At 60.8% G+C, this 26820-nt stretch carries 14 protein-coding genes; 11 read left to right on the top strand and 3 right to left on the bottom strand.

What is annotated here, in order from left to right:
- Window positions 1-133: 133 nt before the first annotated feature.
- Window positions 134-4411, bottom strand: coding sequence for a hybrid sensor histidine kinase/response regulator transcription factor (locus J4E00_RS00330; RefSeq protein ID WP_208173016.1), 4278 nt, complete (start codon window positions 4409-4411; stop codon window positions 134-136).
- 370 nt (window positions 4412-4781) lie between these two features.
- On the opposite strand from J4E00_RS00330, the gene J4E00_RS00325 reads away from it, so the two are divergent.
- The 11 genes from J4E00_RS00325 (at window position 4782) to J4E00_RS00275 (ending at window position 21920) form a co-directional block, all read left to right on the top strand.
- Window positions 4782-6686 (top strand): glycoside hydrolase family 35 protein, encoded by a 1905-nt coding sequence (locus tag J4E00_RS00325; protein WP_208173015.1) that lies wholly within the window; start codon window positions 4782-4784, stop codon window positions 6684-6686.
- A gap of 297 nt (window positions 6687-6983) precedes the next feature.
- Entirely contained in the window at window positions 6984-10091 is a 3108-nt protein-coding gene (locus J4E00_RS00320) for a SusC/RagA family TonB-linked outer membrane protein (protein WP_208173014.1), read from the top strand.
- 22 nt (window positions 10092-10113) lie between these two features.
- Window positions 10114-11658, top strand: coding sequence for a RagB/SusD family nutrient uptake outer membrane protein (locus J4E00_RS00315; RefSeq protein ID WP_208173013.1), 1545 nt, complete (start codon window positions 10114-10116; stop codon window positions 11656-11658).
- A gap of 88 nt (window positions 11659-11746) precedes the next feature.
- Window positions 11747-13246 carry an RICIN domain-containing protein gene (locus J4E00_RS00310; protein ID WP_208173012.1) on the top strand — a complete coding sequence of 500 codons (1500 nt, stop codon included), beginning with the start codon at window positions 11747-11749 and terminating at the stop codon, window positions 13244-13246.
- A 91-nt stretch (window positions 13247-13337) separates the two neighbouring features.
- Entirely contained in the window at window positions 13338-14870 is a 1533-nt protein-coding gene (locus J4E00_RS00305; RefSeq protein WP_208173011.1) for a glycoside hydrolase, read from the top strand.
- 63 nt (window positions 14871-14933) lie between these two features.
- Window positions 14934-17330: a sugar-binding domain-containing protein gene (locus tag J4E00_RS00300; RefSeq protein ID WP_208173010.1), complete on the top strand. Its 2397-nt coding sequence runs from the start codon at window positions 14934-14936 to the stop codon at window positions 17328-17330.
- 53 nt (window positions 17331-17383) lie between these two features.
- Entirely contained in the window at window positions 17384-18382 is a 999-nt protein-coding gene (locus J4E00_RS00295; RefSeq protein ID WP_208173009.1) for a glycoside hydrolase family 43 protein, read from the top strand.
- A gap of 146 nt (window positions 18383-18528) precedes the next feature.
- Window positions 18529-18702, top strand: coding sequence for a DUF6728 family protein (locus J4E00_RS00290; protein WP_208173008.1), 174 nt, complete (start codon window positions 18529-18531; stop codon window positions 18700-18702).
- A gap of 10 nt (window positions 18703-18712) precedes the next feature.
- Complete coding sequence (locus J4E00_RS00285) at window positions 18713-19063, top strand: MmcQ/YjbR family DNA-binding protein (protein WP_208173007.1); 351 nt, start codon at window positions 18713-18715, stop codon at window positions 19061-19063.
- 172 nt (window positions 19064-19235) lie between these two features.
- Window positions 19236-20324 (top strand): acyltransferase family protein, encoded by a 1089-nt coding sequence (locus J4E00_RS00280; RefSeq protein WP_208173006.1) that lies wholly within the window; start codon window positions 19236-19238, stop codon window positions 20322-20324.
- 201 nt (window positions 20325-20525) lie between these two features.
- On the top strand, window positions 20526-21920 hold the full coding sequence (locus J4E00_RS00275; RefSeq protein ID WP_208173005.1) for a discoidin domain-containing protein: 1395 nt from the start codon (window positions 20526-20528) through the stop codon (window positions 21918-21920).
- Between the two features lie 108 nt (window positions 21921-22028).
- Here the strand turns inward: J4E00_RS00275 and J4E00_RS00270 are convergent, their stop codons facing one another.
- Both J4E00_RS00270 and J4E00_RS00265 read right to left on the bottom strand, forming a co-directional pair.
- A complete protein-coding gene (locus J4E00_RS00270; RefSeq protein WP_208173004.1) occupies window positions 22029-23687 on the bottom strand; it encodes a T9SS type A sorting domain-containing protein in 1659 nt (552 codons plus the stop codon).
- A 165-nt stretch (window positions 23688-23852) separates the two neighbouring features.
- Window positions 23853-26771, bottom strand: coding sequence for a leucine--tRNA ligase (locus J4E00_RS00265; RefSeq protein ID WP_208173003.1), 2919 nt, complete (start codon window positions 26769-26771; stop codon window positions 23853-23855).
- Between the last annotated feature and the right edge of the window lie 49 nt (window positions 26772-26820).

Here is a 26820-nt window from a genome sequence, read left to right as displayed (position 1 = left end):
CATTGCTCCTATACTTAAGCCAATTTGCGGAATAGCCACGTGCAACGACGACTGGTAAGCCGGCCCCAAGACTTGGAAGCAGCTACCAACCATACTACTGTTTTAGGCGCCGTAAAAAGTAGAATGCCGCTTATTATTCGTCCTCGTCCAGCGGGTCATCTTCGACCAGGGCGGCCTCACGGGCGGGGCGGTGCTGGCGGGCATACTCGGAGGGCGGCATGCCGTAGATTTTCTGGAAGGTCTTGCGGAAATATTTCACGTTCTCAACGCCAACTTCGAACGCCACTTCCGACACCCGCAGGTGGGGTTGCGCCAGTAGCTGGGCGGCCCGCTTCATTCGCACGTCGCGAATAAACTCGACCGTGGTCTGACCTGTGATGCTTTTAATGCGGCGGTACACGGCCGACTGACTCATGCACAGCGCGTCGGCTAGCACCAGCACGCTCAGGCCGGGGTCGGTAAGGCGGGTCTCGACCGTGCGCATGGCCTGCTCAAGGAAGAGACGGTCGGCATCGGGAATGACTAGCTCTGTGGGCTCCAGCAATATCTGGCGCTGGTAGAATTCGCGCAGCTGGTGGCGGTTGCGCAGCAGCGCGGCCACTTTGGCTTGCAGCACCAGTGGGTTGAAGGGCTTGCTCACGTAGTCGTCGGCGCCCAGGTCGAGGCCTTCTACTTCGTGTAGGGCGGCAGTGCGGGCCGTGAGCAGCAGCACCGGAATGTGGCTGGTTTTGGGGTGCTGCTTGATTTTCTGGCACAGCTCTAGGCCGTCGCTGCGCGGCATCATCACGTCGCTGATAACCAAAGCCGGGAGTTGTTCGAGTGCTAAGCGCCAGCCTTCCAGCCCGTCGGCAGCGGCCAGTACCTCAAAGTCGTTAGCAAACAGCTGGTGCAGGTACTGGCGCACCTCGTCATTGTCTTCTACCACCAGCAGGCGCGGCGGGGTGGCCGGCGCGGTGGGAGTGTTGTGGCTTACTGCTTTTCCTTCTGGCATCGGCAGCAGCGGCATTTCCGTGGGCTCAGTCTGCTCACTGGTGGGCAGGATGTCATCGGGTTGCAGATGGGATTGGCCGAAGGGTAGCCGCAGGCTGAACGTAGTGCCTGCGCCAACCTCACTGCTGACTGCAATGCTGCCCGCATGGCGCTCGGCAAATTGCTTCACCAGCGACAGCCCAATGCCGGTGCCCGTCATGCGTAGCGTATCGGTGTGCGAAGCCTGGTAGTAGGGGTCGAAAATGTGCGCCAGCTCCTGGGCCTGAATGCCCACGCCAGTATCCACCACTTTTACTTCCAGATAATTGCCCACCAGCTGGCCGTTGGCAAATACAGCTTCGCTGCCGGGGGTACCGACTACACTAGCTGTCAACTCGATTCGGCCGCCTTCTGGTGTGTATTTAAAGGCATTGGCCAGCAGATTGGTAAGGATGATTTCGAGCTTGCTCCGGTCAAAATACAGTTGCACGGGCTCGGTGGGAGCATCCAGCAGGTAGGAGAGGCGGCGTTCGGTAGCCTTCTGCTCAAAAGCGGAGAATACGTCGGTTAGCAGCCGCAGCACGTTGCCGTAGCCCGCCCGCAGCGGAACGTTGCCAGTCTCCACTTTGCGAAAATCCAGCAACTGGTTCACCAAATCGAGCAGCTTGCGCGTCTGCTTGTGCATGAGCTGCACCTTGTCGCGCAGGTGATGCACGGGGCCGTGCGTGCCCATAATCTCCTCCATCGGCCCGAGTATCAGCGTCAAGGGGGTGCGCAACTCATGGCTCACGTTGGTGAAAAAACTCAGTTTGAGGCTGGTCAGCTCTTTCTCCTTTTCGGTCTGGAACTGCTCCAGGGCTAAGTTATTCCGCAGGTCCTGCTGCGTCATTTCCACGCGGCGGTAGAGCGCAATTGCGCCCAGCAGCGCAGCCGTGTAGAGCAGGTAGGCCCACCAGGTTTTGTACCACGGGGCCAGCACCACAAACTCCATGGTGGCTGGTTTTTTGGTCCACACGCCTTCGCCGTTGTCGGCCTTCACTTCCAGCGTGTAGTCGCCGGGTGGCAGGTTGGCGAAGCTGGCCACGCGCTGGCCAGGGCGCGGGCGCACCCAGTTTTCGTTGTAGCCCAGCAGGCGATAGGCGTAGTTGTTTTTTTGCGGATTGGTGTAGTTGAGGGCCACAAAATCGACCGAGAAGTCGTTTTCCGCTGCCCGAATGTTCACCTTCTGCGGTTGGGTTAGGGCCTGGGTCAGCAATACGCGGCCGTTGAAGGGCTGGCCCACTGCCACCGGCTGGTCGCCCACGCGCAGTCCTGTGAGCTGCACCACCGGCGGGTTAGGATTTGCCTGGATGGCCCAGGGCTGGAAGTAATTGATGCCGTTGATGCCTCCGAAGTAGAGGGTGCCGTCGTTGGCGCGGGCCGCCGCTCCAATCTTGAACGAGTTGCTTTGCAGGCCGTCGGCCACGTCGTAGCGCAGGTAGCGGCGCGTGGCCGGTGTGAAGCGGTAGAGCCCCGTGCCGCCCACCCACACGTTGCCGGCTTCATCGGCTAGTAGGCCCTCTACGTCGCTTTCGGGCAGGTAACGGCTGTATTGTCGAATGACGTCGTGCCCCTGTGCATCGGTGCTCAGCTGGTGCAGCCCCCCGCCGATGGTGCCAATCCAGAGCGTGCCGCCCTTGCCCAGCAGCAGCGGCCATGTGTAGTTGACCCGCAGCCGCTTGCCCGGCGCTGAGCGAAAGGCGAACTGTTCCAGCACGCGCAAGGAGTCGGCGGTGACGCGCAGCTTGAGCAGGCCCGCGTTGCGGGTACTGGCCCATAGTACGTTGCGAGCGGCATCGTAGAGCAGGAAGGTGAATCGATTGGTAGGCAGCTGGCTGTGGGCGTCGTCGTAGTGCGCCAGCAAGCGGCCATCGGGGCTGAGCCGGAAGAGGCCCTGCGAAAACGTGGCCACCCAGAGCATGCCCTGACCATCCTGCGCCAGGTGCTCGATGCTTGTGGTGGCCAGGTCGAAACCGCCCGGCAGCTGGCGGTAGGTGGTGAGCTGTTCGCGGCCGCCCTGTCGGCGCAAAGCCACCAGCCCGTTGTCGCGGGTGCCAAACCAAAGCGTGCCATCGGCGGCCCGAAAAATTGTGGCTACGTCGATGCCCCGCACCGTGTCCGACTGCTGGTTGAGGTAGCTGCGGTAGGTGTGCCGGGCCAGGTCGTAGGCCGAAACACCATTGCGGGAGCCCAGCCACAAGGTATTGGTGGCCTCTTCCTTGTAAATGGCGTTGATGTAGTTGTTGGCGTTCGACAGCGCCGGCTGGCCCGTGAGCTGGTGCCGCAGCTGCCCAAAGGCCCGCTGCCGTAGGTCCACCTTGTTCAGGCCGCCGGCCGAGGCACAGAGCCACACCAGCTGGTCGCGCCCCTCAAAAATCTGGTGTACCCGCTCCGAGTTCAGGCCGTGCACCTCGCCGTCGCGGGGTAGGAACAGGGTAGGGCGCTTGACTTGTAAAGGCGGGGCTATGCCCGTCACGGCCCCGGCTTCCCATATGTACAGGCCGTAGAGCGTGCCTGCCCATAGCCGCCCAAACGAATCGAGGTGCAGGGCCTGAATGGGGGGGTAGTGGTGGGGCAGGGGCGTGGCAGTGAGGGACGCTCCCGCGTGGCGGCTGGCCGATGATACCCAGAAAATTTGCCGTTCGGTGCCAACCCATAAATCGCCCCGGCGGTCGAGTTTCACCGCGCTCACCGGCAGGCGCACTGCCGTGGTTTCAACCGGCAGCTCGGGCTCGTCGGCCCGCACCAGCAGCAGGCCCGATGCCATAGACCCAACCCACACGTTTCCATCGGCATCCAGAGCCATACTCGTAAGAGAAGACAGCAAAGCGCGACCTGGAGCCACGACGGGCAGCTGGCGCAAGGCCTGTGGCTGGCCCTGCGCATCGAGGCTTACGATGAACAAGCCATCTAGGGCGGTGGCTACCCAAAGGCGGCCTTGCCCATCAATAGCCAGCGCTTTCACATCGCTCTGTGCCAACCGGTTGGCCGTGGCTCGGTAGGCGGCTGGTGCGGCCCAGGAAGCCAGGGGTACGAAGACATCGTGCGCAGCGTCGTAGTAGCTCAGGCCCGAGGTTTCGGCACCTACCCACAGCTGGCCGTTGGGGGCGGCCAGCAATACCGATATACGGTTGCCCGATAGGCCATTGCGCGGATTGATGGGCAGAGAGTAGGGTTTGAGCTGGTAGCCGTCGTAGCGGTCGATGCCCCGGTTAGTGCCAATCCAGATGAAGCCGTCGTGGTCCTGGGCCATGCACATGGCGTCGCTATGGGTCAGGCCCTGGTCTACGGTAAGGTGCTCGAAGCGAAACTCGCCGGGGGGCGTGTCCTGCGCCTGGGCGGCTGGTCCGGCCTGCATCAGCAGTCCGCAAAGCAGCCAGTACCACCAAAATTTGCGCAGCATATTCATGAAATAGGAAAGAGATATTCTGCCCCGTGCCCGGCAAAGACCAGGGACAAAGGTCATCGACAGCTAGCGACAACGAGGGCGGCAAAAGTGTTCAGCGGGCTGTTTGTCCGGGAAAAAGCTGGGCCGCACCATGACCCGAGACGGGGGTAAAAATGCGCTGGCAAGTAAGCGTGGTGCTGTGCTTTTTCAACGTTTTAAGGCCATTTGAACCCCTTTTTGCTGAAAATGCACCCCCTGATGCCCTCCGTAGGCGGATACTTTTGCTTAGCAAAAATAAGCACTCACTCACCTCTTTCAGGTGGCTCGCTGAGCGCAACATATCCGCCTTTCTGGTTCTTCCACAATTCCGCAATTATTCCCTGCTATGACAAGTACTACCTCCCGAAATAAGCTTGCTGCACTGCTACTCCTCGCCGGCCTAAGCGAGGCGCCGCTGGCCGCGCCGCTCTCCGCCCGCACCACCCCGACCCCCCGCGCCAAACCCGCCACCAGGCGCCTGCCCACCCACACCTTCACGCTGGGCACCGACCACTTCATGCTCGACGGCAAGCCCCTGCAAATGATTTCGGGCGAGCTGCACTACCCGCGCATCCCCCGCGAGGCTTGGCGCTCACGCCTGAAGATGGCCAAGGCCATGGGCCTGAACACCATTGGTACCTATGTTTTCTGGAACGCGCACGAGCCCCAGCCAGGTAAGTATGATTTTACGGGCAATAACGACGTGGCCGCCTTTGTGAAGATGGCCCAGGAAGAAGGCCTCTGGGTGATTCTGCGCCCCAGCCCCTACGTGTGCGCCGAGTGGGAATTCGGCGGCTACCCGTACTGGCTCCAGAACATTCCTGGCCTGAAGGTGCGCAGCCAGGAGCCCCAGTACGTGGCTACCTACAAGCGCTACCTCGAAGCCGTGGGCAAGCAGCTGGCCCCGCTGCAGGTAAGCCACGGCGGCCCTATTCTCATGGTGCAGGTGGAGAATGAATACGGCTCTTATGGTGCTGATAAAGAATACCTAGCACTTAATAAAAAGCTCTTTATCGACGCTGGTTTCGACGGCCTGCTCTATACCTGCGACCCGGTGAAGGACGTGGCCGACGGCCACCTGCCCGGCCTGCTGCCCGCCGTGAACGGCACCGACAAGCCCAGCCAAATCCGTCAGCTGGTGCGCTCCAACCACAGCGGCCAGGGACCCTACTATGTGGCCGAGTGGTACCCGGCCTGGTTCGACTGGTGGGGCACCACGCACCACACCGTACCCGCGTCTAAATACACGCCGGGCCTGGATTCGGTATTGAAAGCGGGCATGTCCATCAACATGTACATGTTCCACGGGGGCACTACCCGGGCGTTTATGAATGGTGCTAACTACAAGGGCGACAGCTCGCACTATGAGCCTCAGGTAAGCAGCTACGACTACGACGCGCCGCTGGACGAAGCCGGCAACCCGACCGCCAAATTTCTTGCCTTCCGCGAAGTCATTGCCAAGTACCGGCCGGCTGGCCAGCCTTTGCCACCTGTGCCCGCAGCCAAGCCTTCCATCGCGCTGCCCGCCATGCAGCTGACCAAAACCGTCAGCCTGCTCGACCGCTTGCCGGCTCCGGTGGCCAGCGCCAAGCCGCTGACCTTCGAAGCCCTGAAGCAGGCCTACGGCTTCGTGCTCTACCGCGCCACGGTTACGGGCGGTGGTAGCAAAAATCTTAAAATCAGTGACCTGCGTGATTATGCGGTGGTGATGGTGAATGGCAAGCGCGTCGGCACCCTCGACCGCCGCCTCAAGCAGGAAAGCCTGGACGTGGCCTTGCCTGCCGGGCAGGTACAACTCGATATTCTGGTAGAAAACCTGGGCCGCGTCAACTTCGGCGAGTACCTGCTCCAGAACAACAAGGGCATTACCAAAAGCGTGAGCCTGGGCGGGAGCGAAGTGAAAAACTGGAAGATGTACGGTCTGCCCTTCGACCAAGCCCCGACGGTAGCCAAGGCTGGTACGGCCACACCCGCAGCCAGCACCGGCCCGGTGCTGCGCTCCGGCACCTTCACCGTCGCCACCCCGACGGATACCTACCTCGACCTGCGCCAGTGGGGCAAGGGCAGCGTGTGGGTGAATGGCCACAACCTGGGGCGCTACTGGGCCATCGGCCCGCAGCAGACGCTGTATGTACCAGCCGAATGGCTGAAAAAAGGTGCGAACGAGATTACCGTGCTGGAGCTGTTAAAGCCCCAGCAAACCACGCTGGCCAGCCTCGACCACGCCATTTTGAGCGACCTGCGGCCCTGATTTGGGGGGTGGCCTAATGGCCACTCCTCATACCAAACAAGACTTACACAATCGATTGACTTTGAATAGAAATGCAATCGATTGAAAAGACGTGAAAAAGGGACAATTGCCAGATTTTATACCCCTTTTTGTTTGAAAATGACCCCTTGAGGCGGATAAGGAGCAAATACTTTTACATCCTCTTCGCGCCTCGCTTCCTATAGCTAACGGCTTCGCTCTGCCCGCTCGCGCTCCAACTCCTGATTCCGTTTTTTCCCACCCATGTCGGCCTTGTTCCGACTCAAAACCTCCTTGCATATGCAGGCAAAATCTTTACTCCTGTGCGGAGCCTTCCTGCCATTGGCAGCGGCTGCCGCACCTGCCACTCCGGCAGCCGCGCCCTTCGCGCTACGGTCGTGGAGCCTGGCCGCTTCCACCATTACGGGCACCGTGCTCGATGAAAAAGGAACGGGCCTGCCCGGCGTCACGGTCCTGCTGAAAGGCACCACCGTGGGCGCAACCACCGACGCCAGCGGCAACTTCTCGCTGACCATCCCTGACGGAGCCAGCGACGCAACGCTGGTGATTTCATCCATCGGTTACTTGTCGCAGGAAGTGCCGGTGGGCAGCCAGACCAGCTTCACGGTGCGGCTGGTGGTGAGCTCCCAGCAGCTCGACGAGGCGGTGGTTGTGGGCTACGGCTCGCAGGAAAAGCGTACTATTACCAACGCCGTGACCACGGTGCAAGGTGCTGAAATTGCGAAAATTACCACCGGCGACCTCGGCGGCGCGCTGCAAGGCAAGGCGGCGGGGGTGACGGTGCTGGGCGCGGGTTCGGAGCCCGGCTCGGCGCCGCAGATTCTGATTCGTGGTATTTCGACCATCAACGGCAACAGCCCGCTCTACGTGGTGGACGGCCTGCCGGTGGCCAATATCAACTACCTCAACCCCAAGGATATTGCCAGCCTGAGCGTGCTGAAAGATGCCGCTTCGGCGGCCATCTACGGCTCGCGGGCGGCCAATGGCGTGATTCTGATTACGACCAAAGTAGGCGTGAAAGGGGAGCCCCGGCTCACCTTCGATGCAACGTATGGCGTGTCGAATCCGACCAAGATTCCAAAAATGGCGTCGGCCAGCGAATACGCCCGCATTATGAACCTGGCGGCCACCAATTCGGGCAACCCGGTGGTGTACCAGAATCCTGGGCAGTACACTTCCACTACCAATTGGTGGGACCAGATTAAGCAGCAGGGCATTACTCAAAACTACTCGGTGGGGCTGTCGGGCGGCAGCGACAAGGTGGTTTATTCCACCGGCCTGAGCTACTATAAGGAGCGGGGCCTGGTGACGGGCTCGGATTTTGACCGCCTTTCGCTGCGCATCAAAACCGAATACCAAGCAGCCAAGCACCTGAAAGTGGGGGAGGATTTCAACATCTCAACCACCAACCAGAATTACCTCAACAGCGGCTCGCTGTTTCGCGATGCCTTTAACGATGACCCGATTACGCCGGCGCGCATGCCCGGTACCTCGGGCAACCCTTACGACTACTACGGCGCTTCGCCGACGGACGTGGGCAACCCGCTGGCCACCATCGAGCGCAACGACGACAAGCGCAAGCAATACTTTTTGGTGGGCACGCTATACGCCAACTACGAGTTTGCGCCGGGCCTGATTTTCGAGACGCGCTTCGGCTCGAATAACAACGTATACCGCCGCAACTCGTTTTCGCCCTTCTACACCATCGACGCCAACGAGCGCAACCAGGTGAACTCGGTGACGCGCGAGCACAACATCGAAATCAACTGGAACAACACCAACACGCTGAACTACACGCACTCGTTCGGCGACCATAACCTGACCGCCCTGGCCGCCGTTACGCTGGAGCGCTTCCAGACCAGCACCGAGTCGGCGTCGGGCCAGGCCATTCCGAGCAACGACCCCAGCCTGCGCTACCCCGAGGCGGCCACCACCGGCTTCGCCATTCGCGGCAACGACTACACCAACACCATTGCCTCGCTCATCGGTCGGATTAACTATGACTACAAGGGCAAGTACCTGCTGGGCGCCAGCATCCGCCGCGACGGCGCCTCGGTGTTCCCGACGGACAACCGCTGGGGCACGTTCCCGTCGGTATCGGCCGGCTGGCTGGTGTCGGAGGAAGAGTTTTTGAAGGACGTCAGCGCGGTGAACTTCGCCAAAATCCGGGCGAGCTGGGGCCGCGTGGGCAACCAGAACATCAGCAGCCTGACCAACAGCGCCTATACCGGCACCATTGGCAAAACCTACTACGCCACCGGTCCTGACCGCACCCTGCAACTGGGCGCCGTGCAAAGCAACGTGCCCAACCCGAACGTGAAATGGGAAACCGTGGAGGACTACGACCTGGGCCTGGACCTGGGCTTCCTGCAAAACCGCCTCACGGCCACCTTCGACTTGTTCCGTCGTAACACCTACGACATGCTCATGTTCCAGTCCATTCCGGGGCACGCCGGCTACGGCTACAACAGCCCCGTAACCAACGTGGGCAGCATGAAAACCAACGGGTTGGACTTCACGGTGGGCTACGCTAAATCGACTGGTGACTTCACCTACGGCCTGAGCGTGAACGCCACCCGCGCCATTAGCAAAATCGACAAATTGGCCAACGGCCAAGCGCTGTACTCGGGCAACACGCCCACTTTCGGTCGGCCATCCAAAACCGAGGAAGGGGGCTACGTAGGCGCATTCTACGGCTACGAGGAAACCGGCATCTTCCAGAACCAGGGCGAGATTGACAACTACCGTTCGACCAGCGGTAGCCTGATTCAGCCCAACGCCAAGCCCGGCGACTTCCGCTTTGCCGACCTCGACGGCGATGGCGTGATTACCGACAAGGACCAGAAGTACATCGGCAACCCGGTGCCCAAAATGAGTTTCGGCGTGAACCTAAACCTGGGCTACAAGGGCTTCGACCTGCTGGCCTCGCTGGTGGGCAGCCTCGGCAACGACGTGGTGAACGCCAACAAAGCCTGGTGGTACTCGGGCAGCTACAACTACAACAAGATTGCCGGCCTCGAAGACAAGGCCTGGCACGGCGAAGGCACCTCCACCGATGTGCCCCGCATCGTGGCCAACGACAACAACCAGAACCTGACCCGCTTCTCAAACTTCTACGTGGAGAATGGCTCGTATGCCCGCCTGCGCAACCTGCAGCTTGGCTACACCTTCCCCAAGCTCATCACCACGGCTACGCACACCAGCAGCCTGCGCCTCTACGTGAGCGCCCAGAACCTGTTCACCATCACCAACTACAGCGGCGTGGACCCCGAAATCGGCAATGGCCGCTCCTACACCGATGGTTCGTCGGCCCTGAACCGCGGCGTTGACCTCGGCAACTACCCCACGGCCCGCACCTACCTCGTAGGCGCCAACATCGCCTTCTAATCAACTCCCACCCGCCACTGTCATGAAAAATATCCGCCTTACGCTTGCCCTGATGATGGGCCTGGGCCTGAGCCTGCAAAGCTGCAAAGACTTCCTCGACGAGCCCCCGCAGGGCCAGCAAAACGTTAACAACTACTACTCCAACGCCGATGAGTGCAAGGCGGCCGTAATGGGGTGCTACTCCCTGAGCGACCAAGACGACTGGTGGAAAATTGACCGCACCCGCATGTTTGGCGATGCCGGCTCGGACGATGCCTGGAAGGGTAACGCCATTGCCGGCGACCAGCGCGAGTTCGGCGATTTTGCCCGCTTCTTCTGGCTGCCAAACAACGAGTGGTTCGATAACCGCTACACACACATCTACCAGGCTATTGGCAACTGCAACGCCGCCCTGGTAGGCATCGCCAAGGCTCCTATTGATGCTACGCTGAAGGACCAGCTGCTGGGGGAGGCGAAGTTCATCCGGGCCTACAACTATTTCGAGCTGGTGAAGGGCTACGGCGGGGTGCCGCTGGTGCTTACGCCTGTTGCCCCCAGCGAGGCGCTAGCCTTGAAACGGGCTTCGGCGGCTGAGGTCTATGCCCAAATTATCAATGATTTGAAAGACGCGGCCGCCGTTCTGCCCGAGAAAAGCGCCCGTGCCACCATCGACCTGGGCCGCGCCACCAAGGGCTCGGCCAATGCCTACCTGGCCAAGGCTTACCTCTTCACCGAGCAGTGGGCCCTGGCCCAGACGGCCGCCGAGACGGTGATGAATTCGAACCAGTACAACCTGAGCGGCGAGTTCAGCAACATCTGGAACGTGAACAACCCCAACGGGCCGGAGTCCATTTTTGAGCTGAACTACAGTGCCGACCAGACTTTCAACGTCGGTACGTCCCTCACGGTGGTCATGCGCAGCCGCGCCGACGGTGGCTGGGGCTTCAACACGCCCACCAGCAACTTGGAGCAGGCCTTCATTCAGGAGAATGACCCGCGCCGGCAGTGGACCATCATCAAGCAGGGCGACAACGTGGGCCCCCGCACGGCCGGTTTCGATTACTCGAACTACGATACCAAGCCCTCGGAAAACGAGTCGGGTCGCATCAGCCGCAAGATGTTCCTGCCGGTGGCCAACCGCCCCGCCAACGAGTCGAACCACTCGCCCCTCAACCGCATCGAGCTGCGCTACGCCGACTTGCTGCTGATGCATGCCGAGGCCTCGTACCGCCTGGGCCAGGAGTCGAAAGCCCTGTCGTCGTTGAACCTGGTACGGGCCCGCGCCAACCGCCTGCAGCCCGGCACGGTGCTGCCCCGTACCTCAACGGGCACGGCACTGCTCAACCACATCTGGCTGGAGCGCCGCCTGGAGCTGGCCATGGAAGGCCACCGCTACTACGACCTGGTGCGCCAAAAGCGCCTCGTGGCCGTGATGCAGGCCTTCAACGCCTCGCAGCTCACCAGCACCGACCCCTACGACCGCGGCAAGGTGAAAGACCAGATTTCGGAGAAGAACAACCTGTTCCCAATTCCAACGCCCCAGATTCAGCTTTCGGGCGGCAACGTCACGCAGAATCCGGGCTACTAGCTAGCAAATGGGCTGCCTCGGTTGAGGCAGCCCATTTCGGTTTTGCCAAAGTCCCGTCTGTTATCCTACCTCCTTTCCCACCCAAATTATGGAGAATTCCTACCGAGCCCTGCCGATTTTTGGCCGTGCCTTCCTGCTGCTGGCGGCGCTATCATTCGGCTGCTCCAAAGAAAAAGAGGCAGATACGCCCGTTCCGGTTGATGAGCCGGTGGTCTATACGCCTATTACGGGCCTGGGCGCGGCGGGCATCGCCGGCCTTAACTGGGCCGACCCGCGCGACAATTTCGTGGACGATGCACTGGTGTTGTCAGGCCTGGCAGCGGGCGACGATTATGCCACCGTCCAGACCAAAACTGACCTCATCATCAACGGCTTTCTCAGTCGCACCAGCGCCAACACGGTGCGCATGCCCATCAACCCGGTCACGGTATCGGGCAGCAGCTGGACGCCCTACACGGGCGCCATCGACAAGGCCCTGGGCAAGGGCATGAAGGTAATACTGGCCTGCTGGGAAGGCAATTCCTCGCGCAACGGGCTGGTGGACGACAACACGCAGTTTTTCAACATGTGGCAAACCGTTGTCGCCAAATACGGCAGCAATGCCAACGTGTATTTTGAGGTTTTCAATGAGCCCCACGGTTATACGCTGACCAATTTGGGCAGCCTCTACGCCGACTGGTTGAGCCGCTACCCCAGCGTGCCGCGCAGCCGCGTGCTGCTCGACGGCCTGGGCTATGCGCAGGACATCAAGGGAATCGGGGCCGACAGCCGCTTTAGTAACTGCTTGCTGTCCATTCACCTCTACGACTTTTTCTACAACAACCCCACCAACACGGCCGCCAGCTGGGAAAATGCCTTCGCGGCCAACCTGGGCAGCTACGCCAGCCGGGCGGTGCTCACGGAGTACGGCGCTTTCCTGACTACGGGCGTGAACTTCAACAGCGCCATCGAGGGCGATGTGAAGAAGTCGTACCTGCTGGGCATCACCAATTATTGCCGGCAGAAGGGCATTGCCAGCGTGTACTGGCCCGGCTTGCGCACCGGCGATTCCTACAGCCTGCTGCAGTTTGATGGGCGCAACACATCCATCAGCAATGCCTCGGGCCTGGGCCGCGTGCAGTTTGCCTGGGGCAGCGGCGCGGGCGGTACCGATGCCTTTTACCCCACTGCCTACTACCGCCTCATCAACCGCAACAGCGGCCAGGTGGTGGACGTGAACAATGCCTCCACGGCCGTTATGGCTCCCACCATTCAGTACCCCGGCAACGGCGGCAACAACCAGCAGTGGAAGTTTCAGGCCGCCACCGGCGGCTACCAGCTGCTGAATCGCAACAGCAACCTGGCCCTCGACGTGATGAGCAGCTCGACCGCGCCCGCCGCCAGCGTGGTGCAGAATACCGTGGGCAGCGGCAACAGCCAGCAGTGGCAACTCGCCGCCAACGCCGAGGGCTACTACAAAATCACGAACCGCAACAGCACCCCGCAGGTACTCGATGTGAACGGCCGCTCGACCACCGCCGGCGCCAACATCATCCAGTACACCCCGAATGGTGGCAACAACCAGCAATGGCTGGTATGGCAGCAGTAAGGTAGCCGCAGCTACCCACCCCAACTTTTCCAGTCCGGCCACTTCTCGCATCCCGCAGAAGTAGCCGGGCTACCTGTTTAAACCTTTCCCAATGCCCTTTCCCCTGAAAATAAAAACAGCTGCTTTGCTCACCGCCGTGCTGCTGGGTGCGGCGAGTGCTGCCGCCGGGCAGGCTCCCGTCGTTACCACCGTGCGCATTGATGCGGCCAAGCCCCAGCAGACCATTGCCAACTTTGCCGCCTCCGATGCGTGGTCCTGCCAGTTTGTGGGCAACTGGCCGACGGCCAAAAAGGAAGCCATTGCCGACTTGCTCTTCAGCCAGGAGAAAGGCATTGGTCTGTCGATGTGGCGCTTCAACATCGGGGCGGGCAGCGCCGAGCAGGGCGACGCCAGCGGCATCAAGGACGAGTGGCGACGCGCCGAGTCGTTCCTCACGCCGGAAGGCCGCTATGATTTCACGCGGCAGGCCGGGCAACTGTGGTTTCTGAAAGCAGCCCAGCAGCGCGGTGTGAAGCAGTTTTTGGGCTTCCTGAACAGCCCGCCGGTGTCGCTCACCATCACCCGAAAAGCCTACGCTAAAGACGACCAAACCAACCTGGCCCCCGCCAACTACGCCGCCCTGGGCACCTATTGCGCCACCGTAGTGCAAGGCATACGTCAGGCCACTGGCATCACCTTCGACTACCTCAGTCCCATCAACGAGCCGCAATGGGACTGGAGCGGCGGCGGGCAGGAGGGCAGCCCCTTCCGCAACACCGAAATAGCTGGCGTGGCCAAAGCCAGCAGCGCCGCCCTGGCCGCCCAGCGCCTGCCCACCAAAGTACTGGTAACGGAGGCTGGCAAACTCGACTACCTCTTCACCACCGCCGACAAGCCCGGCCGGGGCGACCAGCTGGCCGCCTTCTTCGGCGATAAAACCGCGCCGACTTACATAGGTGGTACATCTCAGGTCGCGCCCATCATCGCGGGGCACAGCTACTTCACCACCTCGCCCGCCGCCACGGCCGTGGCCACGCGCAGGCAGCTAGCGGCCCGGGTAGCAGCTGTGAAAGGCTTGACTTACTGGCAATCGGAATACTGCATTTTGGGTGATAACGCGGGCGAAATCAACGGCGGGCCGCGCGACTTGGGAATGAAGCCGGCGCTATATCTGGCCCGTGTCATTCACACCGACCTGGCCGTGGGCAATGCCGCCGCCTGGCAATGGTGGCTGGCCATCTCGCCTTACGACTACAAGGACGGCCTCGTGTACATCGACCAAAAGAAGACCGACGGCACGTATCAATCCAGCAAAATGCTCTGGGCCTTGGGCAACTACAGCCGCTACCTGCGCCCCGGTGCCATCCGCCTCCACGCCCAACTAGCCGACTCGGTCAGGGCCGGCCAACCCTTGGTTTCGGCCTACAAAAGCCCCAATGGCAAGCAGCTGGTAACCGTCGTGGTGAATGATTTTGACACGCCCGCTACCGTGCAACTCGTGCTGAGCAGCGGCCGGCTGGGCGCAGGCAAGCCCTACGTCACCTCCGCCACGGCCGATTTGCAACCCGGTCCGGCTGTGCCGGCGGGCCAGCCGCTGCCGGTGGCCCCGCGGTCCATCACCACGCTGGTGAGCGAACTGCGCTAACCGGGCCGCGGGTGGGGTCCAACGCCCGCGCAGTCATCTACACCTTCCTCCAAATCCCGCCCAATGAAAACAGCTCTCATCCTCTTCATCGCCTGCCTCTTTGGCCACCAATCCTACGCCCAGCGCCAGCAAATCCTCTTCAACGCTGATTGGAAATTCCATCTCGGCGACGTGCCTGGCAGCGAGCAGCCCCGCGCTGCCGATAAGGACTGGCGCACCCTCGACCTGCCGCACGACTGGAGCATCGAGGGGCCGTATAGCCAGGAGTGGGCCAGCGCCACGGCCTTCCTGCCGGGTGGCATCGGCTGGTACCGAAAGACGTTTGCCGTGCCCGCCGGCTTTCGTGCCAAGAAGGTGTTCATCTACTTCGATGGCGTGTACAAAAACAGCGAGGTGTGGCTGAATGGCCATTCGTTGGGCAAGCGTCCCAGCGGTTTCGCATCCTTTCAGTATGAGCTGACGCCTTTCCTGAGCGCTACCGGCCCCAACGTGTTGGCCGTGAAAGTCGACCACCACGAAGCAGCCGATTCGCGCTGGTACACCGGCTCAGGTATCTACCGCAACATGTATTTGCTGGCAACCGCCCCCGTGCACATCCGCCCCTGGGGCGTGGCCTTCACCACGCCCACGGTGAGCGCTGGCGCCGCCACGGGCCGGGTAGGAGTGAGCTTCACCAACGCCTCGGCCAGCGCCGCCAGCGTTACCGTCACCAGCACTTTGCTCGATGCCAAAGGCCAGACCGTGGCCACGGCCAAGCAAACGGTCGCGGCCAAGCCCGGCACCGATGCTATGGCCAATCTTACGTTTCCCATCAAGCAGCCCGCGCTGTGGTCCGTGGCCCATCCCAACCTGTACCGGCTGCGCACCACGCTGGTCGTTGCGGGCCAGCCCGTCGATGAGGTAGCTGAGGAAGTGGGCGTGCGCACCATTCGCTTCGATGCCAACGAGGGCTTTTTCCTGAACGGCGAGAACATGAAGCTGAAGGGCTTATGCATCCACGACGACGCCGGCGCACTGGGCGTAGCCGTGCCGCCTGAGGTGTGGGAGCGCCGCCTGCAGAAGCTGAAAGAGGGCGGCTGCAACTCGTTGCGCATGAGCCACAACCCGCACGCCGACTACCTCTATCAGCTTTGCGACCGGCTGGGCTTGCTGGTGATGGACGAGGCCTTTGACGAGTGGGAGCACGGTAAGAACAAGTGGGTGGCTGGCTGGAACGTGGGCACGCCCGCGCAGTTTGGCGCGCACGAATACTTCAAGGAATGGGGCGAGCGAGACCTGCGCGACATGGTGCTGCGCAACCGCAACCGCCCCAGCATCATCATGTGGAGCATCGGCAACGAAATCGACTACCCCAACGACCCCTACACCCACGAGGTGCTGAACACCGGCCGCAACCCCCAGATTTACGGCAAAGGCTACCTGCCCAACCACCCGCCCGCCAGCGAGATGGGCCCCATTGCTAAGCGCTTGGCGGCCGTCGTGAAGAAGGCCGACAACTCGCGCCCCGTCACAGCGGCGTTAGCCGGCGTGGTGATGACCAACTTCACCGATTATCCGGCCGCGCTCGACGTGGTGGGCTACAACTATCAGGAGTTCCGCTACCCCGAAGACCACCAGAAGTACCCCAACCGCGTCATCTACGGCAGCGAAAACGGCATGGCGCGCGAGGCCTGGGCCGCGGTCGATTCCAACGCCTACGTCTCGGCCCAATACCTCTGGACGGGCATCGACTACCTCGGCGAGGCTGGTAAGTGGCCCCAGCGGGCCAACGGCGCCGGCTTGCTCGACCTGGCCGGCTTTCCCAAGCCCGAGTTTTACCTCCGCCAAAGCCTCTGGACCAGCGCCCCCATGCTGTACCTGGTAGCCGCCGAAGCGCCCGCGGCTGGGGCCACACCCAGCCGGCGCCAGCGCGGCACCGCCACGTGGAACTGGCCCGCCGCCAGCCAGGTGCGCGTCACGGCCTACACCACCAACGAGGTCACCGAGCTATTCCTAAATGGCCAGTCATTGGGCCGGAAAACCGGCCGCCAGCCCACCTGGGACGTGCCCTACGCCGCCGGCGAACTCTCCGCCAAAGGCTACCGCAGCGGCAAAGCAGTGAGCGAAATGAAGCTGCAAACCGCCGGTGCGCCCGCTGCCATTCAGCTCAAGCCCGACCGTAGCACCCTGCTCGGCAAAACCTGCGGCCTGGCCCAGTTGGAAGTCACCATTGTAGACGAGGCTGGCCGCCCCGTCCTCACCGCTACCGATGAAATAACTGTGGCCCTCACCGGCCCCGCCCGGCTGCTGGGCATCGAAAACGGCGACTTGGCCAATCATGATAATCCCACTACACCCCAGCACCGCGCCCACAACGGCCGGCTGCTCGTGTACGTGCAAGCTACTGGTCCTGGCACTATCAGCGTCACGCTCACTGCACCGGGCTTGCCCGCCGCCGTCACCGAACTGCGGGCAGAGTAGGGTTCGCCCTGGCCCCATGTTGGGCCATGCGCTTTGACTTTCAACCAAACGCTATGAAAAACTTCCCTTTACTTGCTAGCCTACTGTTGCCGCTCGCGGTAGCAGCTCAGGGAGCCCCTCAGCCCATCCGGAAAAATATTCCGCTGGATTCCATTCGGCTGAGCGACCCCTTTATTCTGGCCGACCAGCCCAGCCACACCTACTACATGACGGGCACGGGCGGCAAGCTCTGGAAAAGCAAAGATTTGAAGGTGTGGGAAGGCCCGTACACCGTAGCCCAACCCGACCCCGCCTCCTGGATGGGCCCGAAACCGATGATTTGGGCCGCCGAAATTCACGCCTACAAAGGCAAGTATTATTACTTCGCCACCTTCACCAACTCGGCCCTAACCATCGATACTGTGCAGGGAAAGCCCGTGGAACGCCGGGCCAGCCACGTGCTGGTCAGCAACCAACCCGCCGGCCCCTACGTGCCGATGAAGGACGCCACCTACCTGCCGGCCAACAAGTCGACCCTCGACGGTACGTTCTGGGTTGATAAGGACCAAAAGCCCTACCTCGTGTACTGCCACGAATGGCTGCAGAACATGGACGGCACCGTGGAGAAAATTCTGCTGAAGCCGGACCTGACCGGTACCCTCGGCACGGGCAAGGTGCTGTTTCAGGCCAGCGCCTCGCCCTGGAGCCGCGAAAACCCGCGCAATGGTCCCGTCCGGCCCAATAAAGTTACCGACGGGCCCTGGGTGTTTCGCACCAAAAACGGCCGGCTCGGCATGCTCTGGACCAGTTGGGTATACGACGTGTATACGCAAGGTGTGGCTTATTCCAGCAGTGGTACCCTCGACGGCCCCTGGGTGCAGGAAAAGGCCCCCATCACCCCGCCCAACTACGGCCACGGCATGTTGTTCCGCACCTTCGAGGGCAAGCTGCTCATGTCGGTGCACAGCCATAAGGACGTAAACGGCAGGTATATCCGAGTGCCGCGGCTGCTGGAAGTCAACGATTCCGGTGATAAGCTGGTGGTGAAGCAGCCGGTGGCAAGTAGCCACTAGGCAGGAATTGCACTGCTGCCGCGACTCTCGTAAACCGGCCCGTTAGGCTTGCTTTACAGAGGCGCTTTTTGGCAGTAATTGTGGGCCGCGGCAAATCATTCTGCCGGGCTTGGTGTTACCTTCATGCCACCAAAACCCGCCTCGCCATGAACGGTAAAAACCTCTTCAATTTCGGCCCCGTCCTCGGTTACTACTTCCGCAAGCACGACCCCAACCGGAAGAATAACTTCAACATGAAGACCATGCACTTCATCAATAAGCTCAGCCTGGCCATGTTCCTGGTGTGTTTGGTGATTATGCTGTTCCGCTACGTGCTGTAATAGACTGCGAATGAACATCGAGGATTTTCGCGACTACTGCCTTCTAAAAGCCGGCGTGACCGAAGAAACACCTTTCGGCCCCGAAACGCTGGTATTCAAAGTAGGCGGCAAAGTTTTCGCCTTAACCGACATCGATACCTTCGGCAGCATCAACCTGAAGTGCGACCCTGAGCGGGCCGAGGAGCTGCGCGAGGCGCACGATTACGTGCTGCCCGGCTACCACATGAACAAGAAGCACTGGAATACCGTCCTCATTGGCACGGGCGTGCCCGAAGGCCAGCTACGAGAGCTGATTGACCACTCGTACGAACTAGTGCGGGCCTCGCTGCCAAAAGCCGTAAAGGCTGCGCTGGACGCATAGCAATACGGCAGATTTTACCCATTAGCTAAAAGCCCCGCCAGCATGCTGGTGGGGCTTTTAGCTAATGGGTAGCAAAGGGAGGCAGTACAGTCATGAAAATGGGAAAGTCCAAATCCGCCCATCAGCATTTGCCTGATGTAGCGTAATTTTGATTTCAATTTTTAATTGCTAGATGAAACCAGTTCTATCCGAGCCGTCGCCTTTCGAAACCGAAAAAGATGCTAGTCCAGTTGGAGAGGCCACCGCAGTCCCGGCGGCCCCGCGTGCCAAAGCGCACATTACCATCCTGGACGGGCTGCGGGGCATTGCCGCGCTCAGCGTCTGTCTGTTTCACTACACCACCGGCGCCTTAAGCACCTTCCGGCACCCGATAATGCAGTTTGTGGGCCACCGTGGGTACCTGGGAGTAGAAATATTCTTCGTGATATCCGGCTTCATCATTCCGTTTGCACTGGCTCGCAGCAACTACTCGCTCAAGAAATTTGGTCAGTTTATGGTGCGTCGCTTTGTGCGCATCGGACCGCCGGCTTACCTCACCATGGTCATCTTCGCGGGCGTCTGTTTCCTGGTCGATTATTTCCATTTAACGGCGTCACCGTTCTCGAAGCCCATCACCGTGCCCATGCTGGTGCACAACCTGCTGTTCACTATCCCCTTCACTACGTATCAGTGGATTAATGGCATCTTCTGGACGCTGAGCATCGAGTTCGAGTTTTACCTGGTGCTGGGGCTGCTGTTCCCTTTGCTGCGCAAGTATTCGTGGGGCATCATGGCCCTGGGGCTGGCCCTGAGTGCATCGTACTACATCCCCGGCATGCCCGAGCAGACGCTGTTTCACTACAACGTGCTGTTTACCTTTGGCATGGCTACTTGGCTGATGTTCGATAAGTTGATTTCGCGCAACTACTTCTTCGCTGTGCTGGCGCTGTTCTCGGTTATCGGCGTGTTTCAGGTGACGTCGGCACCCGTGCTGGCCGGTGTAGCCACCGCGCTGGCCATTATCTACCTGCGCTTCAGCAACCCGGTGGCCACGTTCTTCGGCAATATTTCCTATTCGCTCTACCTGCTGCACATCATCGTGGGCGCCACCATGGAACTGCTGCTCATCCGCCTCATTCCGGTGGTGAACCTGGCCACGGTTGTGCTCGCGCTCATTGTCTGCATTGGTACCGCAGTGGGTATTTCCTACTTGTTTTACCGATACGTTGAAACGCCCTGCATGCGGCTTTCCGGCCAGCTCTTCCGCGCCAAGCGCGCCTAAACCACGAGTACGATGCACGAAAAAGCCCCGGCTGAGTTTTCAGTTCGGGGCTTTTTCTATGCGGACGAACCGGGCCTGGCAACCACCGGGAAAATAGCTCCGATAGTCGCGCAAATGGTCTGGTTCAACGTTTTTGCATCCCTGGCTGCTGGCAGGGCCGGTAATTTTGGGCTCAAGCTAGTCGCTTAAAAGATGAGCCTTATGAAATACAATCTGCTACACCTGACCTGTCTACTGGGACTTCTGCTCCTGGCCTGTCTTCCTACCCAAGCCCAAAATCTTGCCTTGGGTAAAACGGCTACCGCTTCTTCGGCGTCCCAACCAGCCGCGCGTGCCATCGATGGCGACGGCAACACCCGCTGGGAAAGCGCTTCTTCCGATAACCAGCAGATTACCGTTGACCTGGGCACGGTTCAACCCATCGACCGGGTTCGGCTGAGTTGGGAAAATGCCTACGGCAAGGACTTTACCATTCAGGTATCGAGCGATAACATGGCCTGGACCACGGTGGCAACGGTAACCGGCAATGCCACAACCTACAGTGATTTCACGGGCCTGGCCACTTCCGGCCGCTACGTGAAAATGGCTGGCACGGCGCGGGCCACCTCTTATGGGTACTCGCTCTATGAGTTTGAGGTGTTTAGGACGTCCCCCAATCCGGCCAACAACCTGGCCTTGGGCAAAACGGCGGTTGCCTCTTCGGACCAGGGCGGGTTTGAGCCGGCCAAGGCATTTGATGCCAACAATACCTCGCGCTGGGGCAGCACCTACAACGACAATCAGTGGCTGTACGTGGACCTAGGCCGTAGCACCAACATCACCCAGGTGAACCTGATTTGGGAAATTGCCTACGGCAGGAATTTCCACCTCGATGTCTCGAATGACGCCACCAATTGGACCACAATTACGACCGTAACCAACAACACCAGCCACGTCAACGAAATAGCCCTCACGACCACCGGTCGCTACGTGCGCATGTTCGGTGTAACCCGCGGCACCGGCTACGGCTTCTCACTCTATGAGATGCAAGTGGTGGGCAGCTACGTCGCCCCACTGCCGGTCGAACTGACGGTTTTTCAGGCTACCGCTGCTGGCGCGGCCGTGAACCTGTCCTGGAGCACTGCATCCGAGAAAAACAGCCTGGGTTTTGAGGTGCAGCGCTCTGCCAATGGCGAGGCTTTCACGAAGCTGGCTTGGGTAGAAGGTGCCGGCACCAGCCAGGTTGCCCGCAGCTACAGCTACCGGGATGCTGCGCCGTTGAGCGCCGTGAGCTATTACCGCCTCAAGCAGGTAGATGCCGACGGTGCGGCCAGCTACAGCCCCGTGCAAACCGTGACGCGCACCGTTTCCACGGCCATCACCGCATACCCCAACCCCACGGCTAGCCAGGCCACCATCGCCTGGCCCGCCACTGATGCCATGGCCACGCGCTGGGTGCTAACTAATGCCTTGGGCCAGCAAATTGGTGCCGCCGCCCTGGCCGCTCCCGCCAGCTTCTCGTTGGACCTGAGCCGCTACCAAGTTGGTACCTATTACCTCACCGTAGTGGCCGGTGAGCGAGTGCTGGGCCGCACCAAGGTGCAGAAGGTGCAATAAATGAACCCGTCACTGGCAAACTCAGGAAAAGCATTAACACGAACAGTGGGTTCATAAAAAAGGGACTGGCGATATCGCCAGTCCCTTTTTTAATCAACATCAACAGCATTATTTCACAACAAGCCGGTTGGTCCACTGCTGGCCATTGGGAGCGGTGGCTTGCACCACGTACACGCCCGTTGCCAGGCCTGCCAGAGACAACGCCGGGCCGGCTGGCCGCCGCACTATGCGGCCCAGCGCGTCGGTAAGGGTAAGGGCAGTGCCGGCCGGCAGCTGCGGAAGAGTCACCGCATCGGTAGCCGCGGCAGGGTTGGGGTAGAGGGCCAGTTGCGCCACGGGCTGCGCCGAGCGGGAGGCCGTGACAACCGAGCCCATGTGAGCAAGGAAAATGTTGCCAACGGGCGCGTTTTGGCCGGTGAGGGCGGCGGTGCCAAACAGGCCAGCTCCGTTGAGGATGCCCGCTACGGCGAGGCGGTTGGTGCCATCGAGCGACACATAAAGGGGGGATTCGTCGCCAACACCGTCGGTTTTGACCGACCAGTTCACGTTGCCGGCCGAAGAATAGCTGGCAATCAGCCCATCCAAGCCACCGGCGTTGGAGAGGGTAGCCGTGCCGAGGGTGCCCTGGCCGCTAAACTGCCCGGCGGCGTAGATGTTGCCGGCCGCATCAGTCGTCACGCCCCGATAGGCAGCGCCCACGGTGCCGCTCAGGGCACGGACCCAGCTACTGGCCCCGGTAGCCGGATTTAGTACCCACACGTAGCCGGTGGCAACGCCCGCCGGGGACGCTAGGGTCTGGCTGCCGAAAGTGCCCGCGCCCGAAATGAAGCCCGGTACCACGAGCCGGCCACTGGCATCGAGCGCGGTGTTGCCGGCAAAATCGAGGCCGGGGCTGCCGACTCGCTGCACCCACTGCGGCGTACCCTGCGTGTCATACTTCACTACCAACACGTCTGCATCGCCGTAGCCGGCGGGCATGGACAACGACCCGAAACCGCCCGCATTGGCGTTGCAGGTCCAGGTGAGGTACACGTTGCCGCTGGGCTCCACGGCCAGGCTATTGTAGTAGAAGTTGGTACCGGTGCCTGACGGTGCTGCCGACCGGCCGCCCTGCTGCGCCCACAGCGGAACGCCCTGCGGAGAGACTTTAACCAGGAATTGGTCGAAGGCGATGCTGGTGCCCACGATGGGGGTGCTGAGGGAGAAGCTGCCAAAGGTGGCGCTGAGGCCAAACGTGCCGCTGATGTAGCTGTTGCCAGCAGCATCCAGAGCCATATCGGCAATGATGAGCGAAGAACCGCTGCCCACTTCCGTCATGGAAAGCACCTGGCCCTGCGCATCGAGCTGCGTGACGACGACTACCGGGCCGAAACCATTGCTGGAGAAAGTGAAGCCGCCAATCTGGGCCCCGTCGCTCGACGAGCCCACCAGCGTCACCTTGCCGGTGCCGTCAATCAGTACCTTTTGAAAGCCGTCGTTGAAAAAACCGGCTAACTGCCGCGACCACAGCAGCGTCCCCGAAGGGTCGTACTTGGCCACAAAACCATCCTGGCCGGAGCTGGTGGTGAGCACGGTGCCGGGGGCCAGCGTGAGGGGCTGGCTAAAGCCCCCGGCCAGGTAGGTATTGCCGGCGGCGTCGGTGGTCATGGTACCGGCGCTGGTCAGATTGCTGCTGGCAAGCATTTTGGCCCAGGTCCAGGCCGGAGTAGATTGTGCTTGGGCACCCAGGGAGAAGGCGCTCAGGAGAAAGGGTAATAGTTTTTTCATGAAAAAAAGTTGGCGATAAATGAGCGGTAAAGATACCGGCAGCATCTAGCCACCGGTCATTTCTGAGCAATTAATTAGCTCTTTTTGCATAGCAACAACCATATAAAAAACGCCCGCTGGAATTCCAGCGGGCGTTTCGTTTTTTAAGCAAATTTGCTCTGGTAATTACACTACCACGTTCACCATGCGGCCGGGCACCACAATCACCTTCTTGGCCGACTTGCCTTCGCCGTGCTTGGCCAGGAAATCGGAGGCCAGCACGGCGGCTTCAATCTCGGGGGCGGTGGCGGTGGCGGCAAACTGCATCTGCTCGCGCACTTTGCCGTTGATGGCCAGGGGGTAGGTCACGGTGTCTTCGACCAGGAATTCCTGGCGGAACTCGGGGTAGCGGGCGTGGCTGATGCTGCCGGCCTCGTGGCCCAGCTCCTGCCACAGCTCCTCGGCGAGGTGCGGCGCGAAGGGCGACACCAGCAGCACGAGCGGCTCCAGGATGGCGCGCTTGTGGCACTTGAGAGCCGTGAGCTCGTTCACGGTAATCATGAACAGGCTGACGGAGGTGTTGAAGCTGAACTTCTCGATGTCTTCCTGGGCCTTCTGAATGGCTTTGTGCAGCACCTTGAGCTCGGCCGGGGTGGCGGGCTCGTCGGTGATGGACAGGGCACCGTCTTCGGGGTGAAAGAGGCGCCAGAACTTCTTGAGGAAGCCGCCCACGCCGCTGATGCCGTTGGTGTTCCAGGGCTTGTACTGCTCCAGCGGGCCGAGGAACATCTCGTAGAGACGCAGGGCGTCCGCGCCGTATTTGTCGATTAGCACATCGGGGGTAACAACGTTGTGTAGAGACTTAGACATTTTCTCATTTTCGATTACGCCACATTTCACAATGCCGTCTTCTGTAATGAATACTGCGTCTTCAAAGTCATCCCGCCATTTTTTTAAGCCTTCAGTATCTAGAATATCTTTTTCTGCAAGCTTGATATCAACATGAAGGATATCAAAATATAATCTAGGAGTTAAGACAATATCATTGTCTTCCAAATACTGCTTGCCGAGACGTTCTTCAAGTAGTTTGAAAACCTCCTGTGGAGTATAGACACCTTGAGGCAAATGAGGAACGTAAGCGTTAACACCAGCAAGAATTTGCTGAGCAATTCCAGCTGAGAAAATGATATTTGTGCCTCTAAATCTGTAAATCAGATTCGACCGGCCCAGAATCATGCCTTGGTTAATCAGTTTCTGGAAGGGCTCGCTGCTGCTGACGAGGCCCAGGTCTTTCAGGAAGAGGTACCAGAAGCGGGCGTAGAGCAGGTGGCCGGTGGCGTGCTCGGCCCCGCCCATGTAGAGGTCCACGGAGCCCCAGTACTGCTCGGCGCCTTCGCTCACGAAGCGGGCGTCGTTGTGCGGGTCCATGTAGCGCAGGTAGTACCAGGAGGAGCCCGCCCAGCCGGGCATGGTGCTCAGCTCGTAGGGGTATTGGCCGCGGTAGAGCCAGTTTTGGGCGCGGCCGAGGGGCGGCTCGCCGGTTTCGGTGGGCTTGTACTCGTCGATTTCGGGCAGCACCAGCGGCAGGTCACTCTCGGCGATGCCGTAGGCGGTGCCTTCCTTGTAGTAGATGGGAATGGGCTCGCCCCAGTAGCGCTGGCGGCCGAAAATGGCGTCGCGCTGGCGGAAATTCACCTTGCCCTTGCCCAGGCCCTTTTCTTCGAGGAAGGCGATGAGGGTGGCGGTGGCCTCCTTGTAGGTGAGGCCGTTGATGATGCCCGAGTTGATGTAGCGGCCTTCCTTGGTGGGGTCGGCCTGCTGGTCGATGTCCTTTTGGGCATCGGAGATAACCGGGATGGGCAGGCCGAAATGCGTGGCAAACAGCCAGTCGCGCTGGTCGCCGCTGGGCACGGCCATCACGGCGCCGGTGCCGTAGCCGGCCAGCACGTAGTCGGCCAGCCAGATTTGCACGGGCTCGTTGTTGACCGGGTTCAGGGCATACGCGCCGGTAAACACGCCCGACACGGTTTTGGCGTCGGCCATGCGGTCGCGCTCCGAGCGGCGCTTGGTGGCGGCAATGTACTCGTCCACCGCCGCGCGCTGTTCGGGCGTGGTGAGCTGGTCTACCAACTCATGCTCCGGGGCCAAAACGAGGAAGGTGGCACCGTAAATGGTGTCAACCCGCGTGGTGTAGACCTTGATTTGCGCCGTTTCGGAGCCCTGCACCGGGAAAGTCACTTCGGCCCCGATGCTCTTGCCAATCCAGTTGCGCTGCATCTCCTTCACGGCGTCGGGCCAGTCGAGCTGGTCGAGTCCCTGCAGCAGGCGGTCGGCGTAGGCAGTGATGCGCAGGCTCCACTGCGGCATGAGGCGGCGCTCGACGGGGAAGCCGCCGCGCTCCGAGAGGCCGTCTTTCACTTCATCATTGGAGAGCACCGTGCCCAGGCCGGCGCACCAGTTCACAAAGGTGTCCTGCTGATAGGCGAGGCGGTAGGGGAGCACAGCGGCCAGCTTCTGCTTTTCGCTCATCATCTGCCACTGCCCGGCCGTAAATACTTGCCGCTCCTCGTCATCGCCGGCGGCGCGGATGCCCTCGCTGCCGCTCTCGGCAAAGCGGGCGGTGAGCTCGGTGAGAGGCTCGGCGCGGTCGGTGTCGAGGTTGTACCAGGAGTTAAACAGCTTGAGGAAAATCCACTGCGTCCACTTGTAGTAGCTGGGGTCCGACGTCCGCACCTCGCGGCTCCAGTCGTAGCTGAAGCCCAGGCTACTGAGCTGTTTGATGTAGGTGTCGATGTTTTGCTCCGTGGTCACGGCCGGGTGCTGGCCGGTCTGGATGGCGTACTGCTCGGCGGGCAGGCCGAAGGAGTCGAAACCCATGGGATGCAGCACATTGAAGCCCTGCAGGCGCTTGTAGCGCGTCACAATATCGGAGGCAATGTAGCCCAGCGGGTGCCCCACGTGTAGGCCCGCTCCGGAGGGATAGGGGAACATGTCGAGTACGTAATACTTGGGCTTGTCGGAGTGGTTCTGGGCCTGGAACGTGTGGTGCTGTTTCCAGTGGGCCTGCCACTTCTTTTCGATTTCTTCGGGACGGTATGCGGGCATCTTGCGCGGAGTTTATTCCGGGCAAAGGTAGGACGTAGGAGAAAGTAGG

This window comes from Hymenobacter negativus (assembly GCF_017571495.1).
GTDB lineage: Bacteria > Bacteroidota > Bacteroidia > Cytophagales > Hymenobacteraceae > Hymenobacter > Hymenobacter negativus.
Note: the sequence above shows the minus strand (reverse complement) of the source record. Positions and strands in the feature narration are given on the sequence as shown.

What these genes read in the sequence shown, in the direction of transcription:
- J4E00_RS00305 (WP_208173011.1), top strand. Translation starts at nt 13,338, where the DNA reads ATGCCCTTTCCCCTGAAAATAAAAACAGCTGCTTTGCTCACCGCCGTG.
- J4E00_RS00275 (WP_208173005.1), top strand. Translation starts at nt 20,526, where the DNA reads ATGAAATACAATCTGCTACACCTGACCTGTCTACTGGGACTTCTGCTC.
- J4E00_RS00330 (WP_208173016.1), bottom strand. Translation starts at nt 4,411, where the DNA reads ATGCTGCGCAAATTTTGGTGGTACTGGCTGCTTTGCGGACTGCTGATG.
- J4E00_RS00300 (WP_208173010.1), top strand. Translation starts at nt 14,934, where the DNA reads ATGAAAACAGCTCTCATCCTCTTCATCGCCTGCCTCTTTGGCCACCAA.
- J4E00_RS00270 (WP_208173004.1), bottom strand. Translation starts at nt 23,687, where the DNA reads ATGAAAAAACTATTACCCTTTCTCCTGAGCGCCTTCTCCCTGGGTGCC.
- J4E00_RS00325 (WP_208173015.1), top strand. Translation starts at nt 4,782, where the DNA reads ATGACAAGTACTACCTCCCGAAATAAGCTTGCTGCACTGCTACTCCTC.
- J4E00_RS00295 (WP_208173009.1), top strand. Translation starts at nt 17,384, where the DNA reads ATGAAAAACTTCCCTTTACTTGCTAGCCTACTGTTGCCGCTCGCGGTA.
- J4E00_RS00265 (WP_208173003.1), bottom strand. Translation starts at nt 26,771, where the DNA reads ATGCCCGCATACCGTCCCGAAGAAATCGAAAAGAAGTGGCAGGCCCAC.
- J4E00_RS00285 (WP_208173007.1), top strand. Translation starts at nt 18,713, where the DNA reads ATGAACATCGAGGATTTTCGCGACTACTGCCTTCTAAAAGCCGGCGTG.
- J4E00_RS00280 (WP_208173006.1), top strand. Translation starts at nt 19,236, where the DNA reads ATGAAACCAGTTCTATCCGAGCCGTCGCCTTTCGAAACCGAAAAAGAT.
- J4E00_RS00320 (WP_208173014.1), top strand. Translation starts at nt 6,984, where the DNA reads ATGCAGGCAAAATCTTTACTCCTGTGCGGAGCCTTCCTGCCATTGGCA.
- J4E00_RS00310 (WP_208173012.1), top strand. Translation starts at nt 11,747, where the DNA reads ATGGAGAATTCCTACCGAGCCCTGCCGATTTTTGGCCGTGCCTTCCTG.
- J4E00_RS00290 (WP_208173008.1), top strand. Translation starts at nt 18,529, where the DNA reads ATGAACGGTAAAAACCTCTTCAATTTCGGCCCCGTCCTCGGTTACTAC.
- J4E00_RS00315 (WP_208173013.1), top strand. Translation starts at nt 10,114, where the DNA reads ATGAAAAATATCCGCCTTACGCTTGCCCTGATGATGGGCCTGGGCCTG.